Raw genomic sequence first — 17,722 nt, 5'->3', positions numbered from 1 at the left:
AGGTTCAGTTCGGAACCGTCGAATTCCGGCTCCCAGAAACGCCGCGTCGAACAGTGGAAAATGTCCACGCCTGCGTCGGACAACGGCTTGAGGAACTCGCCCAGCGCCTGGGGGGTTTGCACCAGACGTGCGGTGTAATCCTGCTGCTTCCACTGCGAGAAGCGAAAGATGATCGGGAAACCTTCGCCCACTGCAGCACGCACAGCCTGGATCAGCTCGATGGCAAAACGCGAACGGTTGGCCAGGCTGCCGCCGTATTCGTCGGTGCGCTGGTTGCTGCCTTCCCAGAAGAACTGGTCGATCAGATAACCGTGGGCGCCGTGGATCTCCACGCCGTCCATGCCGATGCTTTGGGCATCTTTCGCCGCTTGGGCGAATGCCGCGATCACGTCCTGGATGTCCTGCCTGGTCATGCCGTGCACCACGACCTGACCGTCCTTGAGTTTCTCGGTCGGGCCATAACCCGGCACGCTGGCATCGGGCTCGGTGCCGATACGGCGAACGCTGCCGACGTGCCACAGTTGCGGAACGATCTTGCCGCCCTCGGCGTGCACGGCGTCGACGACTTTCTTCCAGCCCGCCAGTGCTGCTTCGCCGAAGAACTGCGGCACATTCGGGTAACCGTTGGAGGCCAGGTGGCCGACGGTGGTGCCCTCGGTGATGATCAAGCCGACACCGGCCGCTGCACGACGACGGTAATACTCGATCACTTTGGAATTGGGTACGCCGCCCGGAGAGAACGAACGGGTCATCGGCGCCATGACCACACGGGTCGGCAGTTCGAGGGCACCGAGCTGGAACGGTTTGAACAGGGCTTGAACGGGCATGTGGGGCTCCACGAAAAGATCATCGACGGACAGGTGATTCATATGACGGCGATAATATGTGTAGTTCCACCCAACCGATAGCACTATTGATCTGAATGATTAAGGGTCAAAAGGCAGGCAAAAAAAATCGCAGCTCGAGGGCTGCGATTTTCGCGTTTCAGCTCAGGGCTTTTTCAATCGCCGTGATCACCGAAGGATCATCCGGCGCCGTGCGTGGCGAGAACCGCGCCAGCACACGACCGTCCTTGCCGAGCAGGAACTTCTCGAAATTCCAGGTGATGTCACCGGGAAATTCGGCGCCCTCGCCCGCCAGCAGACGGTACAGCTGATGACGGTCGTGACCGTTGACTTCGAGCTTTTTCGACAACGGAAAACTCACGCCATAGTTGAGGCTGCAGAATTCCTGAATCTCCTGCTCGCTGCCCGGTTCCTGCCCGGCAAACTGGTTGCACGGCAGGCCGAGAACACTGAAGCCTTTGCCTTTGTATTGCTGATAGAGGTTTTCCAGCGCCGCGTACTGTGGGGTCAAGCCGCATTTGGAGGCGACGTTGACCACCAGCACGACTTGGCCCTTGAAGGGTGCCAGCGGTAGCTCCTGGCCATCCAGGGCTGTCAACTTAAGGTCGTGAAAAGCACTCATGACGAACTCCAGATTCCCGTTTTCTACTCGAAACAGCCACTTGGCGAGGCCACCAAGGACAGCCGCGGACTAAAAAGGCGCCCTCGGGCGCCTCTCCAGTACTCGAAAGCTTAGCGCAGAAAATCAGTGGTGATGGCCACCTTCGCCATGGACGTGGCCATGAGCGATTTCTTCCTGGCTGGCGTCACGAATGGCAACGACCTTCACTTTGAAGTTCAGGCGCTGACCTGCCAGCGGGTGGTTGCCATCAACGGTGACGTCGTCGCCGTCCAGGTCACGAATGGTGACGATCTGCATCTGGCCGTCCGGCGCCGAAGCGTGGAACTGCATGCCGACTTCCAGCTCGTCAACGCCTTCGAACATGCTGCGGCTCAGGGTGCTGACCAGTTCGGCAGCGTATTCGCCGTAGGCATCTTCCGGCTCGACGGAAACTTCCAGCTCGTTGCCGACTTCTTTGCCTTCCAGAGCTTTTTCCAGGCCCGGGATGATGTTGCCTGCGCCATGCAGGTAAACCAGCGGAGCGCCGCCGGCGGAGCTGTCGATGACCTCACCAGCGTCGTTGGTCAGGGTATAGTCGATGGAGACAGCCTTATTGGCGGCGATCAGCATGGGGCGAGACCTTTTGCATAAGAATATAGAAAGGCCAAGTTTAGCGAAGCAATCGCTCGAAAGCGAACACAACCCTGACAAACGGGATTCGACGATCACAGGCTTCCATCAGGACGAGGACGGTCACTGGGTGGCCGAACTTTCCTGCGGCCACACCCAGCACTTGCGTCACCAGCCGCCATGGCAGTCGCGGGCATGGGTGCTGGACGCAACGCAACGTATTGAAAAAATAGGCCAACCCTTTGCTTGCGGTTGGTGCGCTCAAGGCTCGGTTAGCGCTAACCTTGACGCCTGAAAAACCGGTGGAAGGCCAGCCATAGGCCAACGCCCTTGCCATGCACCCTTAGAGAATCCGCATGCAAACTTTTTTTATCGCGCCCACCGATTTTGGTGTGGGTCTGACCTCCATCAGCCTCGGGCTGGTGCGCACGCTGGAACGGGCCGGGCTGAAAGTCGGCTTTTTCAAACCGATTGCCCAGCCGCACCCGGGTGACACCGGCCCTGAGCGTTCCACCGAACTGGTGGCCCGCACCCACGGCCTGAAACCGCCGCAGCCACTGGGCCTGGCCCACGTCGAGCGGATGCTCGGCGACGGTCAGCTCGACGAATTGCTCGAAGAAATCATTGCGCTCTACCAGCAGGCGGCCATTGGCAAAGACGTGCTGGTCGTCGAAGGCATGGTGCCGACCCGCAGCGCCAGCTATGCCGCGCGGGTCAACCTGCACCTGGCCAAGAGCCTGGATGCCGAGGTGATTCTGGTCTCGGCCCCGGAAAACGAAGTGCTGACCGAACTGTCCGGCCGCGTCGAGTTGCAGGCGCAACTGTTCGGCGGGCCGAAAGACCCGAAAGTCCTCGGCGTGATCCTCAACAAGGTCAAGACCGACGAAAGCATGGACGCCTTCGCTGCGCGCCTGAAAGAGCATTCGCCGTTGCTGCGCAGCGGTGATTTCCGCCTGCTCGGCTGCATTCCGTTCCAGCCGGAACTCAATGCCCCGCGCACCCGTGACGTCGCCGACCTGATGGGCGCCCAGGTGCTCAACGCCGGCGACTACGAAACCCGGCGCATGACCAAGACCATCATTTGCGCGCGCACCATGCGCAACACCGTGGACCTGCTCAAGCCCGGCGTATTGGTAGTGACCCCCGGCGATCGTGACGACATCATCCTCGCCGTCAGCCTCGCCGCGATCAACGGCGTGCCGCTGGCGGGCCTGCTGCTGACCAGCGACACCCTGCCCGACCCGCGCATCATGGACCTGTGCCGTGGCGCATTGCAGGCCGGCTTGCCGGTGCTATCGGTGAGCACCGGCTCCTACGACACTGCAAACCTGCTCAACGGCCTGAACAAGGAAATTCCTGTCGATGACCGCGAGCGTGCGGAGATCATCACCGATTTCGTCGCCAGTCATCTGGATGCCAACTGGCTGCACCAGCGCTGCGGTACGCCGCGAGAAATGCGCCTGTCGCCGGCGGTGTTCCGTTATCAACTGATTCAGCGTGCACAATCGGCGAACAAGCGCATCGTCCTGCCCGAAGGCAGCGAGCCGCTCACCGTGCAAGCGGCGGCGATCTGTCAGGAGCGCGGGATCGCCCGTTGCGTGTTGCTGGCCAAACCGGCAGACGTCGAAGCCGTGGCCCGGGCCCAGGGAATCGTGTTACCGCCGGGACTGGAAATTCTCGACCCGGATCTGATCCGCGAGCGCTACGTCGAACCAATGGTCGCCCTGCGCAAGAGCAAAAGCCTCAACGCACCAATGGCCGAGCAACAACTGGAAGACACCGTGGTGATCGGCACCATGATGCTGGCACTGGATGAAGTCGATGGGCTGGTCTCCGGCATCATCAACACCACCGCCAACACCATCCGCCCGGCCTTGCAACTGATCAAGACGGCGCCGGGCTGTACGCTGGTGTCGTCGGTGTTCTTCATGCTGTTCCCCGAAGAAGTGCTGGTCTACGGCGACTGCGTGATGAACCCGCACCCGAGCGCCAGCGAACTGGCCGAGATCGCCCTGCAAAGCGCCGACTCGGCCGCCGCGTTCGGCATCACCCCACGGGTGGCGATGATCAGCTACTCCAGCGGCGAATCGGCCACCGGCGAGGAAGTCGAAAAAGTCCGCGAGGCCACCCTGCTCGCTCACGAACAACAGCACTCGCTGCTGATCGACGGGCCGTTGCAGTACGACGCCGCCGCCAACGAAACCGTGGCCCGGCAACTGGCGCCGAACAGCCAGGTGGCCGGTCGCGCCACGGTGTTCGTGTTCCCCGACCTGAACACCGGCAACACCACGCACAAGGCCGTGCAGCGCAGTGCCGATTGCGTCAGCCTCGGCCCGATGCTGCAAGGCCTGCGCAAACCGGTAAACGATCTGCCGCGCGGCGCGCAGGTCGACGACATCGTCTACACCATCGCCCTGACCGCGATTCAGGCGGCCAACCGACCTCTGGATATCTGACCCGATGCTGGCTTTTCTCCCAGCCACCCTGCGCGGCGTGATCGCCGCGCTTCTGTTGGCGCTGAACACCATTTTGCTGTGCTCGTTCCTGTTTCTCGTGGCGCTGATCAAAGTGCTGCCGTTCGACCTCGCACGCCGCGCTTCGCGCTGGCTGATGAGCCATACCCACGAAGCCTGGATCAGCAACAACAAAGGCTGGATGAACCTGGTGCGCCGCACCCGCTGGCACCTCAGCGGCCTGCAAGGCCTGGACTATCAACACTCGTACCTGATCACCAGCAATCATCAGAGCTGGGTCGACATCCTGGTTCTGCAATACGTGCTCAACCGTCGTATCCAGCCGCTGAAGTTCTTTCTCAAGCAGGAACTGATCTGGGTGCCGGTGATTGGTCTGGCGTGGTGGACGCTGGGCTTTCCTTTCATGAAGCGCTACTCCAAGGCTTATCTGGAGAAGCACCCGGAAAAGAAAGGCAAGGATCTGGAAACCACCCGCAAGACTTGCGCGAAATTCCGCGACAACCCGGTGGGCATCTTCAACTTCGTCGAAGGTACGCGCTTCACCGAAGGCAAGCATGCGCAGCAGCAATCGCCGTTCAAATACCTGCTCAAGCCCAAGGCCGGCGGCATCGCCTTCGTGCTGGATGCGATGGGCGAACAGCTGGAATCGATCGTCAACGTGACCATCCACTACCCGGGTGGACGTCCCGGCTTCTGGGACCTGCTGTGCGGCAATGTGCGGGATGTGGTGGTGCATTTTGAGGAACTGAAGATCCCACCGCAATTCATCGGCAAGAACTACGACCAGGACGGCGAATACCGCCTGCAATTCCAGGGCTGGATCAATCAGCTGTGGCAGGACAAGGATGCGCTGCTGGAGCAGATGCATCGCGAGTATCCGAACCGACGCAGATACCCCTGAGGGAGCCCCCGACAGAAAAAGGCCGGCTTCCACCCCTCACCACTCAACACGATGAGCGTTAGCTCGAGTACCGCTTTTGACGTGCCGGCCCCATCGGAAGGCTGAGTGGAGGGATTTATCCGGGGGTGGGCGCGTAGCGCCGTTTGGCGAAGCCAAACACATCGAGAGGAGGTGCAGCGAAGCAAACCGTAGGCGATGCCCCCGGATGAATCCCGGAACGAAGGAACACCGAGCCAAAGCGAGGTGCCGAACGCCGGGGCCCAGACCTTTGGTTACTTTGGGGCGTTTGCCAAAGTGACTCGCCGTAAGGGCGAAACCGCCAACCGCAACACCCGCAGAAACGGATATTCACCCCAAACACCCCCAAAAAAAACCCGCCGATAATCACTCATCGACGGGCTTTTTACTGGCAGCTAACGCTTAAATCGCGCCACGCTTGCGCAGCAGATCCAGCACCTGCTTCACGCTTTCATCCAGCGACAGCGACTGGGTATCGATCACCAGATCAGCATCCAGCGGCACGTCATACGGGAACGACTCACCCGGAATGTTATCGCCACCCGCAGCATACAAACCTTGCGGATCACGCTCGGCGCAGACGGTTGGCGAGGCCTGGACATAGACCGTCAGCAGACGCTCCTTGCCGATCAGATCCTTCGCTTGTTCACGACCTTCGGCACTCGGCGCGACGAACGCAGCAAGCGTCAGCAAACCAGCTTCGTTGAACTGACGCGCCACGTGCGCGGCACGACGCCAGTTCTCGGTGCGACCGGCACGATCCTGCGGCAGACCTTTATTCAGGTCGTGACGCAGATTCTGGCCATCGAGTACAAACACCGCACGTCCCATGTCGAACAGCTTGCGTTCGACTGCGTACGCCAGCGTGCTCTTGCCTGCGCCGGACAGGCCGCTGAACAGCACAGTCGCCGGTTGCTGACCGAAACGCTGGGCGCGCTCTTCGGTCGCTACATGAGCCAGCTTGCCATGGTGCGTGGCCGTGCCATGAGTCACTGGCTGGGCGACGATCATGCCGGCGCCGACGGTGCCGTTGGTCAAACGGTCGATGACGATGAAGGCACCCGTGGTGCGGTTGCTGTCGTAACCGTCGAGGGCGATCGGCGCGTCGAGCGCAATCTTCACCTTGCCGATTTCGTTGAGCTGCAACGCGCTCGCAGGGCCTTCTTCCAGCGTGTTGACGTCGACCTTGTTGACGATGCTGGCGATGGAGCCTGGCACGTAACTGGTGGCGCGTTTGATGTCGTATTTCTTGCCCGGCAGCATAGGCTCTTCAGCCATCCACACCAGCATCGCTTCGAAGCTGTCGGTCACCGGCGGAACGTTGTCGGCGTGTACCAGCAGGTCGCCACGGGAGATGTCGATTTCGTCTTCCATGGTCAGCGTCACGGCCTGACCGGGACCTGCGTGTTCCAGTTCACCTTCGAAGGTGACGATGGATTTCACACGGCTGCTCTTGCCCGACGGCAAGACCACGACTTCGTCGCCCTTCTTGACGATGCCGCTGGCCAGGGTGCCGGCGAAACCGCGGAAGTTCAGGTTCGGACGGTTGACGTACTGCACCGGGAAACGCAGATCGGTGAAGTTGCGGTCACCCGCCACTTCCACGGTCTCGAGGATTTCCATCAGCGACTGGCCGGTGTACCACGGCGAGCGCTCGGACTTGTTCACCACGTTGTCGCCCTTCAGAGCGGACATCGGCACGAAGTGCATGCTGGTCGGCTTCATCTTCAAGCCTTCGGCGAACTTCAGGTAGTCGGCCTTGATCGACTCGAACACGCCTTCATCGAAGTCCTTCAAGTCCATCTTGTTGATGGCGACAACGATGTGTTTGATCCCCAGCAGGGACGCGATGAAGCTGTGGCGGCGGGTCTGGGTCTGCACGCCGTAGCGGGCGTCGACCAGGATGATCGCCAGGTCACAGGTGGACGCACCGGTGGCCATGTTGCGGGTGTACTGCTCATGACCGGGGGTGTCGGCGATGATGAATTTGCGCTTGGCGGTGGAGAAATAGCGGTAGGCGACATCGATAGTGATGCCCTGCTCACGCTCGGCCTGCAGGCCGTCGACCAGCAATGCCAGGTCGATGTCGTCACCGGTGGTGCCGACTTTCTTCGAATCGCGGGTGATGGCTTCGAGGTGATCTTCGTAGATCATCTTCGAGTCGTGCAGCAGGCGCCCGATCAGGGTGCTCTTGCCGTCATCGACGTTACCGCAGGTCAAAAAGCGCAGCAGCTCTTTACGTTCGTGCTGGCCCAGGTAGGCGAGGATGTCCTCGCTGATCAAATCAGATGCGTGCGACATGACAGCCCCTTAGAAATAGCCTTGACGTTTCTTGTCTTCCATCGAGCCGGCGCCATCGTGGTCGATGACCCGGCCCTGGCGCTCGGAAGTTCGCGTCAGGAGCATTTCCTGAATGATGTCCGTCAGGCTTTCGGCCTCGGACTCCACCGCGCCCGTCAACGGGTAGCAGCCAAGGGTACGGAAACGCACTTTCTTTTTGACGATGCGCGCCTTGTCCTCGTCGGACAGGTGCTCGAGGATGCGCTCGTCGTCGATCATGATCAGCGTGCCGTTCTTCTCGATCACTTCGCGTTCGGCGGCGAAGTACAAAGGTACGATCGGGATGCCTTCGAGGTAGATGTACTGCCAGATGTCCAGCTCGGTCCAGTTCGACAACGGGAACACACGAATGGATTCGCCCTTGTTGACCTTGCCGTTGTAGACGTTCCACAGCTCCGGACGCTGGTTCTTCGGGTCCCAGCGGTGTTTGCTGTCGCGGAACGAGTAGACGCGCTCCTTGGCGCGGGACTTCTCTTCATCGCGACGGGCGCCGCCGAAAGCTGCGTCGAAACCATGCTTGTCGAGTGCCTGCTTCAGGCCCTCGGTCTTCATGATGTCGGTGTGTTTGGCGCTGCCGTGGGTGAACGGGTTGATGCCCTGCGCAACGCCTTCCGGGTTGACGTGGGTGATCAGGTCCAGGCCCAGCTCTTCGACCATCTTGTCGCGGAACTTGTACATCTCCTGGAATTTCCAGCGGGTGTCGACGTGCATCACCGGAAACGGCAGTTTGCCCGGGAAGAACGCCTTGCGTGCCAGATGCAGCATCACGGCGGAGTCTTTACCGATGGAGTACAGCATCACCGGGTTGTCGAACTCGGCGGCCACCTCGCGGATGATGTGGATGCTTTCCGCCTCCAGCTGTTTCAGATGCGTCAGTTTGTCGACCATGGCTACTCACGAAAGCTTTCTTATGAACGGCCAGCGGGCCGTGTTCGAGCGGGGAATCCTAGCACAGCGCCCTTCTTCTAATCAGGGCGCGGACTAGAACGAAAGAGCATATGAATATGCCCGCCCGTTCGGGTGCTTTCAGGGGAAGTCAGATCGGATTCGGGCAGTCGATGAAGATGTGTTCCAGGGCAAAGCGTTTCGCCAGATAGTCGCCCAGCGCCTGCACGCCGTAGCGTTCAGTGGCGTGGTGGCCGGCGGCGATGAAGCTGATGTCGTTCTCGCGGGCGCTGTGGAAGGTCTGCTCGGAAGCCTCACCACTGATAAACAGATCAACGCCGGCGGCAATGGCGTTGTCGATGTAGCCCTGCCCGCCGCCGGTGCACCAGCCGACGCGACGGATCATTGCACTGCCTTCGATGAGCAGCGGCTCGCGGCCCATGCGTTCCTGCACACGTCGGGCGAAGTCGCGGGCGGTCACCGGCTCGTCCAGCGAACCGACCAGGCCGACGATCTTCAGATTGTCCGGATCCAGCGGCCCTTCGACGGTGATGTCGAGCTGCCGGGCCAACTGCACGTTGTTGCCGACATCCGGGTGCAGATCCAGCGGCAGGTGATACGCCAGCAGACTGATGTCGTGCTTGAGCAAAGTTTTCAGGCGGCGCTGCTTCATGCCGGTGATGCACGGGTTCTCGCCCTTCCAGAAGTAACCGTGATGCACCAGCACCAGATCGGCCTCGGCCTCGACGGCGGCATCAAGCAGCGCCTGGCTGGCCGTGACGCCGCTGACGATGCGCATCACCTGCGGGCGGCCCTCGACCTGCAGGCCGTTGGGGCAATAATCGGCAATTTTCGCACTGCCGAGGTAACGGTCGGCTTCTTCGACCAGGGTACTGAGGGCAACGGCCATAAAAGACTCCTGAAAATCCCGTTCAGAGGCACGCGCGGCCTCGTATAATGCGCGACATTATGGGCGGTCTGACCCCGCCTGCAACTTTTCCAGGACGTGCTTAATGCTCAAGGCGCTGCGTTTTTTCGGCTGGCCGTTGTTGGCCGGTGTGCTTATCGCTCTGTTGATTATTCAGCGTTACCCGCAGTGGGTCGGGCTTCCGAGCCTCGACGTCAACCTGCAACAGGCCCCGCAGACCACCAGCACGCAGCAGGGGCCGGTGTCCTATGCGGACGCAGTGACCATCGCCGCGCCTTCGGTGGTCAACCTCTACACCACCAAGGTCATCAACAAACCAAGCCATCCGCTGTTCGAAGACCCGCAGTTCCGCCGCTTCTTCGGTGACAACTCGCCGAAGCAGAAGCGTATGGAGTCGAGCCTCGGCTCCGGCGTGATCATGAGCCCGGAAGGCTACATCCTGACCAACAACCACGTCACCACCGGTGCCGACCAGATCGTCGTGGCACTCAAGGACGGTCGGGAAACCCTGGCCCGCGTGATCGGCAGCGATCCGGAAACCGACCTCGCCGTCCTGAAGATCGACCTGAAGAACCTGCCGGCAATCACCGTCGGGCGCTCCGACAACATCCGCATCGGCGACGTCGCACTCGCGATCGGCAACCCGTTCGGGGTCGGCCAGACCGTGACCATGGGCATCATCAGCGCGACCGGCCGCAACCAGCTGGGCCTGAACAACTACGAAGACTTCATCCAGACCGACGCGGCGATCAACCCGGGTAACTCCGGCGGCGCACTGGTGGATGCCAACGGCAACCTCACCGGCATCAACACTGCGATCTTCTCCAAGTCCGGCGGCTCCCAGGGCATCGGTTTTGCGATCCCGGTGAAGCTGGCGATGGAAGTGATGAAGTCGATCATCGAGCACGGTCAGGTGATTCGTGGCTGGCTGGGTATCGAAGTGCAGCCACTGACTCAGGAACTGGCGGAGTCGTTTGGCCTGTCCGGGCGTCCGGGGATCGTGGTGGCGGGGATTTTCCGCGACGGCCCGGCACAGAAAGCCGGCCTGCAACTGGGTGACGTGATCCTCAGCATCGACGGTGAACCGGCCGGCGATGGCCGCAAGTCGATGAACCAGGTGGCGCGGATCAAGCCGACCGACAAGGTCACGATTCAGGTAATGCGCAATGGCAAGGAGTTGAAGCTGACCGCCGAGATCGGTCTGCGTCCACCGCCGGCGCCAGTAAAAGAAGAAGAGTAAGTACGAAAAAAGATGGGAGCGAATTCGCTCCCATCTTTTTATCGTCAAGTCAGAGCTCGCTGCTGAAGGCAGCAGCTCAGAACCCTTGGCCTGCAACTGGCCCTCCCCATTCGCGACTCTCGATACCTGGTGCGCAGGTCTGGTCGAAGTATTCGCGATCCTCAAACGCCGCGGCGCCGACATTCGACATGCGATCCAGCAAGTAGGCGTTAAAACTGTTCTTGATCCACTCCAGCACCTCGATCAGGTCCGGATGCCCAAGTGCATCATGAATGAGTGCCGGCTATAACCTTTTAGCAAACAGACTGATAAAGGCTGGAGAAAATAGTATAAAAAACTGTCATTTTTGTCAGTAGTCGAGATGCCAAGCGGGTCATAAACTCATTGCCGTTACTTGACACTTCTAATACTTAATAGGGAGTCGGAACATGACCACTGCTAAAGAAAAGATGGAGCAAGGTTCAAAGAATGCGAACGGTATAGGGGCATTTGAATTAAACCTCGCTGGCATGGAGTTCAAAGCCACGACCGTCATTGTGGGCCAGACTCCCGAAACCTATGTTCTCTATGCTAGAAATGCAGAAAACCGCGTGGAGGTGAATCTTGGCAATGCATTTGGAATCGAAAAGAGTCAATTATTACATGAGGGACATGTACAAGCAGTAATTAATGGAGTCGGATACCAGAGCAAAACCGGAACGCTGATACGCAAACTTGAAAGTTCAGGTAAAGCATTCGGAGCACTCGAATTCACTACACAAGACGACAAAAAGGCTTATGGCGCGTTCGATTTCAATCCAGCCGCTAACCAAGACGTTGCCGCAAGCCAAAAAGGCTCATGACATTGAGCTCATTGACGCTCCGGATGTACGAGCATCATGACCAATACATCAAACGAAGTAAAAACGAGCCTTGCCCGCGAAGAATGATGGCGCGGTATATCCGTTATATCGCGCCATCGTTCTTCGCGGGCAAGACTCGCTTTACAGGTTTAAAGATCGCCTAACCCATCAATCAACGCCTGATTCTGCTCCGGCGTGCCGATCGAGATCCGCAGGAACTGGGCAATCCGCTCCTGCTTGAAGTGGCGCACGATCACGCCCTGCTCACGCAGTTTGGCCGCCAGCCCTGCCGCATCGTGTTGTGGATGCCGGGCGAAGATGAAGTTTGCCGCTGACGGCAGCACTTCAAAGCCTTTGGCCTGCAACTGAGCAACCACCCACTCACGACTCTCGATGACCAGCGCGCAGGTCTTGTCGAAGTATTCGCGATCCTCGAACGCCGCCGCCGCGCCGACATTCGCCATGCGATCGATCGGGTAGGAGTTGAAGCTGTTCTTGATCCGCTCCAGCGCCTCGATCAGATCCGGATGCCCGACCGCCAGACCGACCCGTAGACCCGCCAGCGAACGGGACTTGGACAAGGTCTGGGTCACCAGCAGGTTCGGAAAACGGTCCACCAGGCTGATCGCCGTTTCGCCGCCGAAGTCGATGTAGGCCTCGTCAACTACCACAACGGAATCCGGGCTGGCCTTGAGGATCTGCTCGACGGCTTCCAGTGCCAGCAGGCAACCGGTCGGCGCGTTCGGGTTGGGAAAGATGATCCCGCCGTTCGGTTTGGCGTAGTCGGACGGATTGATCTGGAACTGCGCATCCAGCGGCACCGCGTCGAACGTGATGCCATAAAGGCCGCAGTAAACCGGATAGAAGCTGTAGCTGATGTCCGGGAACAGGATCGGCTGATCGTGTTGCAGCAGGCCGTGGAAAATGTGCGCCAGCACTTCGTCCGAACCGTTGCCGAGGAACACTTGGTTGTTTTGTACACCGTAATATTTGGCGACAGCGTTTTTCAGCAGGTCGCTGTTCGGGTCCGGGTACAGACGCAGATTGTCGTTGAGTTCAGTCTGCATCGCCGCCAGTGCTTTTGGCGACGGGCCATACGGGTTTTCGTTGGTGTTGAGCTTGACCAGACGGGTCAGCTTCGGCTGCTCGCCCGGCACATAAGGCACCAGATCCTTGACGAACGGGCTCCAGAATTTACTCATGCTCAGTTCCCCTTCACTTCGTCTTTGATGCGGTATTCGGCGCTGCGAGCGTGGGCGCTCAACGATTCGCCACGGGCCAGGATCGATGCGGTCTTGCCCAGTTCGGAAGCACCGGCCTCGGAGCAGAAGATGATCGACGAGCGTTTCTGGAAGTCGTACACGCCCAGCGGCGAGGAGAAACGCGCGGTGCCGGACGTCGGCAGCACGTGGTTCGGACCTGCACAATAGTCGCCCAGCGCTTCGGAGGTGTGACGGCCCATGAAGATCGCACCGGCGTGGCGGATCTGCGGCAACCAGGCCTGCGGGTCGGCGACCGACAACTCAAGGTGTTCCGGGGCAATGCGGTTGGCGACTTCGATCGCCTGAGCCATGTCACGCACGTGGATCAGAGCACCGCGACCATTGATCGAGGTTTCGATGATGGTGGCGCGATCCATGGTCGGCAGCAGTTTGTCGATGCTGGCGGCGACCTTGTCGAGGAACTCGGCGTCCGGGCTGACCAGGATCGCCTGGGCGTCTTCGTCGTGCTCAGCCTGGGAGAACAGGTCCATGGCGATCCAGTCCGGATCGGTCTGGCCGTCGCACACCACGAGGATTTCCGACGGGCCAGCGATCATGTCGATGCCGACCTGGCCAAACACATGACGCTTGGCGGTGGCAACGTAGATGTTGCCCGGGCCGACAACCTTGTCCACCTGCGGCACGCTTTCAGTACCGTAGGCCAGCGCCGCAACGGCTTGCGCGCCACCGATGGTGAACACCCGGTCGACACCGGCAATGCACGCCGCCGCCAGCACCAACTCGTTGACCTCGCCACGCGGGGTTGGCACCACCATGACCACCTCGGTCACGCCGGCAACCTTGGCCGGAATCGCGTTCATCAGCACCGACGACGGGTAAGACGCCTTGCCGCCCGGCACATACAGACCGGCGCGATCCAGCGGCGTGACTTTCTGGCCAAGGACCGTGCCGTCGGCTTCGGTGTAGCTCCAGGAATCCTGCTTCTGTTTTTCGTGATAGCTGCGCACGCGGGCGGCGGCTTTTTCCAACGCTTCGCGTTGCGGTGCGGTGATGCGGGTCAGGGCCAGTTCCAGGCGCTCGCGCGGCAGGATCAGATCCGCCATCGACGCGACTTCGAGGCCGTCGAACTTCTGGGTGAACTCGACCAACGCCGCGTCACCGCGCCCGCGCACAGCCTTGATGATGTCCAGCACCCGCTGATTGACCGAGTCGTCAGACACACTTTCCCAGCTCAGCAGATGATCCAGATGATGCGCGAAATCCGGGTCAGCAGCGTTGAGTCGGCGAATTGCAGTCGGTGCGGTCATAGCGAGAGCCTCATAGGAATGGCAAAAACTCAGGCGCCCTAACTTAGCAGTCGTTTCCGCTTGGGCACCTGAGATTCTGGCTATGAGGCGGATAGACGGGCGCGACTCAAGGTCGCGCAGGTACATCAGCCGCGGTGTCGAGACTCCACTGCCTTGCGCAGGGTGTCGATCAACGCCTGGATACGGGCGTGTTGCATTTTCATCGAAGCTTTATTGACCACCAGACGCGAGCTGATCGTGGCGATCAGTTCCTGGGGTTCCAGACCATTGGCACGCAGGGTATTGCCGGTGTCGACCACGTCGATGATCTTGTCGGCCAGACCGATCAGCGGTGCCAGCTCCATCGAGCCGTACAGCTTGATGATGTCGACCTGACGGCCCTGCTCGGCGTAATAGCGCTTGGCAACGTTGACGAATTTGGTCGCGACGCGCAGACGGCCCTTGGGCTCGGCAGCACCGATCTTGCCGGCGGTCATCAGCTTGCACTGAGCGATCTGCAGGTCAAGCGGCTCATACAGGCCTTGGCCGGTGTATTCCATCAACACGTCTTTACCGGCAACGCCGAGGTCGGCCGCGCCATGCTCGACATAAGTCGGCACGTCGGTGGCACGCACGATCAACAGGCGTACGTCTTCCTGAGTCGTGGGGATGATCAGCTTGCGGCTCTTGTCCGGATTCTCGGTCGGCACGATGCCCGCTTCGGCGAGAAGCGGCAGGGTGTCGTCAAGGATGCGGCCCTTGGACAGTGCGATGGTCAACATGGGAAACGTCAGTCCTTATCAAGGTACTCATGTCCGGTCGCAATCGGCGCCGGACACACATCGAGGGCGTTACCACCCCCGATCAAAACGAATTCAACGGACACTTCCCTGTGTCCAGATGCAGCGACTAGCCCGGAACGCGACGGATCTTGGCGCCCAGCATCTGCAGTTTTTCCTCGATGCACTCGTAACCACGGTCGATGTGGTAGATGCGGTCGATCAGGGTATCGCCTTCAGCCATCAGGGCCGAGATCACCAGGCTGGCAGAAGCTCGCAGGTCGGTGGCCATGACTGGCGCGCCCTTGAGGATTTCAGTGCCGGTCACGATGGCCGTGTTGCCTTCAACCTGGATCTTGGCGCCCATGCGGTGCAGTTCGTACACATGCATGAAGCGGTTTTCGAAGATCGTCTCGATCACTGCACCGGTGCCTTCGGCAATGGCGTTGAGCGAGATGAACTGCGCCTGCATGTCCGTCGGGAACGCCGGGTATGGCGCGGTGCGCACGTTGACCGCTTTCGGGCGCTTGCCGTGCATGTTCAGCTCGATCCAGTCTTCACCAGTGGTGACTTCTGCACCGGCTTCACGGAGTTTTTCCAGAACGGCTTCGAGAATGGTCGGATCGGTGTCCTTGACCTTCACGCGGCCACCGGTAACCGCGGCGGCCACCAGGTAGGTACCGGTTTCAATGCGGTCAGGCATGACCTTGTAGAAGGCCGAGCCCAGGCGCTCGACGCCATCAATGGTGATGGTGTCGGTGCCAGCGCCGGAAACCTTGGCGCCCATGGCGTTCAGGAAGTTCGCCAGGTCGACCACTTCAGGCTCGCGGGCGGCGTTCTGCAGCACGCTGCGGCCCTTGGCCAGAGCAGCGGCCATCATGATGTTCTCGGTACCGGTCACACTGACGGTATCGAAGAAGAAGTGCGCGCCGCGCAGGCCGCCTTCAGGGGCCTTGGCCTTGATGTAGCCGCCTTCGACGTCGATGATCGCACCCATGGCTTCCAGGCCACGAATGTGCAGATCGACCGGACGCGAACCGATCGCGCAACCGCCAGGCAGGGCCACTTCGGCCTCACCGAAACGGGCAACCATCGGGCCCAGCACCAGGATCGACGCACGCATGGTTTTCACCAGTTCGTACGGGGCGATCAGAGTCTTGATGGTGCGCGGGTCGATTTCGACGCTGAGCTTCTCGTCGATCACAGGCTCGATCCCCATGCGACCGAACAGCTCGATCATGGTGGTGATGTCGTGCAGGTGTGGCAGGTTGCCGACGGTGACCGGGCCATCGCACAGCAAGGTGGCAGCCAGAATCGGCAGGGCGGAGTTCTTCGCCCCGGAAATGCGGATCTCGCCATCAAGACGAACGCCACCGGTAATAATCAATTTATCCATAACAATCTCGACGCCCTAGGGCTCAGGTGCGCTCGGCCCAGGCCGCGCTGCTGAAAAATTTCATAGTGACCGCGTGGATGCTGCCATCGGCGATCCATGGGTTCAAATGGGCATAGATGCTTTGCTGACGCTTGACCGGGCTCAACGCCGCCAGTTCATCGCTAATCACGTTCAGCTGAAAGTTGCAGCCTTCGCCTTCAACTTCCACCCGGGTTCCGGGCAGATTTGCTTCAAGGAAGCTCTTCACTTCTACGGCCTGCATGCTCAACCTCAATCGGCGCCCTGTGCGCACGGGTCGGACATCATACAAAAAAGCCCCGCGCCTGCGAACCCCGCTGCGCAGGACTCTGACGGGGGGCTTCTTTATAGATGCGGGTTCAGGGTTGCGCCAACAGCTCGGTCAGCTCGCTGACCTGAGCAATTTCACGCATGTCTTCGGGCATCCCGCGGATACTGACGGCCTTGCCGGCGGCTTTCGCATCGCGAATGAAGCACAGCAGCAACGACAGGCCGACGCTGCTGGACTTTTCCACCGCCGAGCAATCGATCACCAACGCCGGGGCATTGCATGACTTGATCAGCGCCCGGCCCTGCTCCCGAAGGCCGGGACCTGTGCGGTAATCCAGCACGCCAGTGAGCTGCAGCTCACTGGCCGCTTCCAGACGAATGGCCGATTCGGTCATTGGGCAGGCTTCTCTTTCTGTTCAGCCGACTGCTTGGCCTTGGCCACTTCCCCGGCCCAACCATTGATGGTCTTGTCCAGGTCGTTGCCGTTACGCTGCATTGCATCGGCGAATTGATCGCGGAACAGCTTGCCGATGTTGATGCCATTGATGATCACGTTGCGCAATTTCCACTCGCCGTTGATCTTCTCCAGCGTGTACTGCACAGGATAAATCGCGCCGTTGTTGCCCTTGACGGTCATGCCGACGCTGGTGCGGTCGCCCGACTCATCCTTCGGCGCGTCAACGGTGATGCCCTGGTTGTTGTACTCGAGCAAGGCATTGCCATAGAACTGGAACAAACCGCGCTTGAAGTTCTCCTGGAAGGTCTGCATCTGCGCCGGCGTGGCCTTGCGCGAATATTTGACCGTCATGATGCTCTTGGAGATACCTTCGGCATCTACCACAGGGCCGACGATGGTGTTCAGCGCCGTGTAGAAATCCTGCGGGTCCTGCTTGTACTTCTCTTTATTGGCCGACAAGTCGGCGAGCATCCGGTTCGTGGTGTCCTGAACCAGATCGTGCGCCGATTGCGCCGCCACGGCGTTAGCCATCAATGGCAATGTCGCGAGCAACACCAACAGGCCACGTCGCAAGGTAGAGATCATTCAA

General features: G+C 60.1%; 18 protein-coding genes and 1 pseudogene. 5 read left to right on the top strand and 14 right to left on the bottom strand.

From position 1 onward, the window contains the following. The 3 genes from ACW9HX_RS04090 to ACW9HX_RS04080 all read right to left on the bottom strand — a co-directional run. A partial coding sequence (locus tag ACW9HX_RS04090; protein ID WP_457379585.1) for an oxidoreductase occupies positions 1-827 on the bottom strand: 827 nt, incomplete at its 3' end. A gap of 157 nt (positions 828-984) precedes the next feature. Further along, entirely contained in the window at positions 985-1,467 is a 483-nt protein-coding gene (locus ACW9HX_RS04085) for a glutathione peroxidase (RefSeq protein ID WP_007959082.1), read from the bottom strand. A gap of 123 nt (positions 1,468-1,590) precedes the next feature. Continuing rightward, positions 1,591-2,076: an FKBP-type peptidyl-prolyl cis-trans isomerase gene (locus tag ACW9HX_RS04080; protein ID WP_085698479.1), complete on the bottom strand. Its 486-nt coding sequence runs from the start codon at positions 2,074-2,076 to the stop codon at positions 1,591-1,593. Between ACW9HX_RS04080 and ACW9HX_RS04075 the strand changes: the two genes are divergently transcribed. The 3 genes from ACW9HX_RS04075 (at position 2,045) to ACW9HX_RS04065 (ending at position 5,451) form a co-directional block, all read left to right on the top strand. Then, positions 2,045-2,371, top strand: coding sequence for a DUF3565 domain-containing protein (locus tag ACW9HX_RS04075; protein WP_096819002.1), 327 nt, complete (start codon positions 2,045-2,047; stop codon positions 2,369-2,371). The two genes, ACW9HX_RS04080 and ACW9HX_RS04075, sit on opposite strands and share 32 nt — an antisense overlap. Before the next feature lie 61 nt (positions 2,372-2,432). Next, positions 2,433-4,532: a phosphate acetyltransferase gene (pta, locus tag ACW9HX_RS04070; RefSeq protein WP_457379584.1), complete on the top strand. Its 2,100-nt coding sequence runs from the start codon at positions 2,433-2,435 to the stop codon at positions 4,530-4,532. 4 nt (positions 4,533-4,536) lie between these two features. Further along, a complete protein-coding gene (locus ACW9HX_RS04065) occupies positions 4,537-5,451 on the top strand; it encodes an acyltransferase (RefSeq protein ID WP_457379583.1) in 915 nt (304 codons plus the stop codon). 420 nt (positions 5,452-5,871) lie between these two features. Here the strand turns inward: ACW9HX_RS04065 and cysN are convergent, their stop codons facing one another. The 3 genes from cysN to ACW9HX_RS04050 form a co-directional block, all read right to left on the bottom strand. Further along, positions 5,872-7,770, bottom strand: coding sequence for a sulfate adenylyltransferase subunit CysN (cysN, locus tag ACW9HX_RS04060; protein WP_457379582.1), 1,899 nt, complete (start codon positions 7,768-7,770; stop codon positions 5,872-5,874). A 9-nt stretch (positions 7,771-7,779) separates the two neighbouring features. Beyond that, positions 7,780-8,697, bottom strand: a complete 918-nt coding sequence (cysD, locus tag ACW9HX_RS04055) for a sulfate adenylyltransferase subunit CysD (protein WP_457379581.1) — start codon at positions 8,695-8,697, stop codon at positions 7,780-7,782. Positions 8,698-8,845: 148 nt separating this feature from the next. Then, positions 8,846-9,604 carry a Nif3-like dinuclear metal center hexameric protein gene (locus ACW9HX_RS04050; protein WP_248738300.1) on the bottom strand — a complete coding sequence of 253 codons (759 nt, stop codon included), beginning with the start codon at positions 9,602-9,604 and terminating at the stop codon, positions 8,846-8,848. A 103-nt stretch (positions 9,605-9,707) separates the two neighbouring features. Between ACW9HX_RS04050 and algW the strand changes: the two genes are divergently transcribed. Then, on the top strand, positions 9,708-10,862 hold the full coding sequence (algW, locus tag ACW9HX_RS04045) for a Do family serine endopeptidase AlgW (protein ID WP_457379580.1): 1,155 nt from the start codon (positions 9,708-9,710) through the stop codon (positions 10,860-10,862). Between the two features lie 54 nt (positions 10,863-10,916). On the opposite strand, the pseudogene ACW9HX_RS04040 reads toward algW, so the two are convergent. Then, positions 10,917-11,127: pseudogene (locus ACW9HX_RS04040) on the bottom strand (histidinol-phosphate transaminase); the annotation flags it as partial. Between the two features lie 163 nt (positions 11,128-11,290). Here ACW9HX_RS04040 and ACW9HX_RS04035 point away from each other — a divergent pair. Then, positions 11,291-11,704: a hypothetical protein gene (locus tag ACW9HX_RS04035; RefSeq protein WP_457379579.1), complete on the top strand. Its 414-nt coding sequence runs from the start codon at positions 11,291-11,293 to the stop codon at positions 11,702-11,704. Between the two features lie 149 nt (positions 11,705-11,853). On the opposite strand, the gene hisC is transcribed toward ACW9HX_RS04035, so the two are convergent. The 7 genes from hisC to ACW9HX_RS04000 all read right to left on the bottom strand — a co-directional run bounded on the left by hisC (position 11,854) and on the right by ACW9HX_RS04000 (position 17,718). Continuing rightward, complete coding sequence (gene hisC / locus ACW9HX_RS04030; protein ID WP_457379578.1) at positions 11,854-12,906, bottom strand: histidinol-phosphate transaminase; 1,053 nt, start codon at positions 12,904-12,906, stop codon at positions 11,854-11,856. A gap of 2 nt (positions 12,907-12,908) precedes the next feature. Then, a complete protein-coding gene (gene hisD, locus ACW9HX_RS04025; RefSeq protein ID WP_457379577.1) occupies positions 12,909-14,234 on the bottom strand; it encodes a histidinol dehydrogenase in 1,326 nt (441 codons plus the stop codon). Between the two features lie 125 nt (positions 14,235-14,359). Next, on the bottom strand, positions 14,360-14,995 hold the full coding sequence (gene hisG / locus ACW9HX_RS04020) for an ATP phosphoribosyltransferase (RefSeq protein ID WP_457379576.1): 636 nt from the start codon (positions 14,993-14,995) through the stop codon (positions 14,360-14,362). 127 nt (positions 14,996-15,122) lie between these two features. After that, positions 15,123-16,388: a UDP-N-acetylglucosamine 1-carboxyvinyltransferase gene (gene murA / locus ACW9HX_RS04015; protein WP_457379575.1), complete on the bottom strand. Its 1,266-nt coding sequence runs from the start codon at positions 16,386-16,388 to the stop codon at positions 15,123-15,125. Between the two features lie 22 nt (positions 16,389-16,410). After that, positions 16,411-16,650 (bottom strand): BolA family protein, encoded by a 240-nt coding sequence (locus ACW9HX_RS04010; protein WP_096818978.1) that lies wholly within the window; start codon positions 16,648-16,650, stop codon positions 16,411-16,413. A 115-nt stretch (positions 16,651-16,765) separates the two neighbouring features. Beyond that, entirely contained in the window at positions 16,766-17,071 is a 306-nt protein-coding gene (locus ACW9HX_RS04005; protein WP_457379574.1) for an STAS domain-containing protein, read from the bottom strand. Beyond that, complete coding sequence (locus ACW9HX_RS04000; RefSeq protein ID WP_457379573.1) at positions 17,068-17,718, bottom strand: MlaC/ttg2D family ABC transporter substrate-binding protein; 651 nt, start codon at positions 17,716-17,718, stop codon at positions 17,068-17,070. Before ACW9HX_RS04000 ends, ACW9HX_RS04005 begins: the two co-directional genes overlap by 4 nt. Positions 17,719-17,722: the final 4 nt, after the last annotated feature.

It is taken from the genome of Pseudomonas sp. SDO52101_S400, assembly GCF_054071635.1.
Note: the sequence above shows the minus strand (reverse complement) of the source record. Positions and strands in the feature narration are given on the sequence as shown.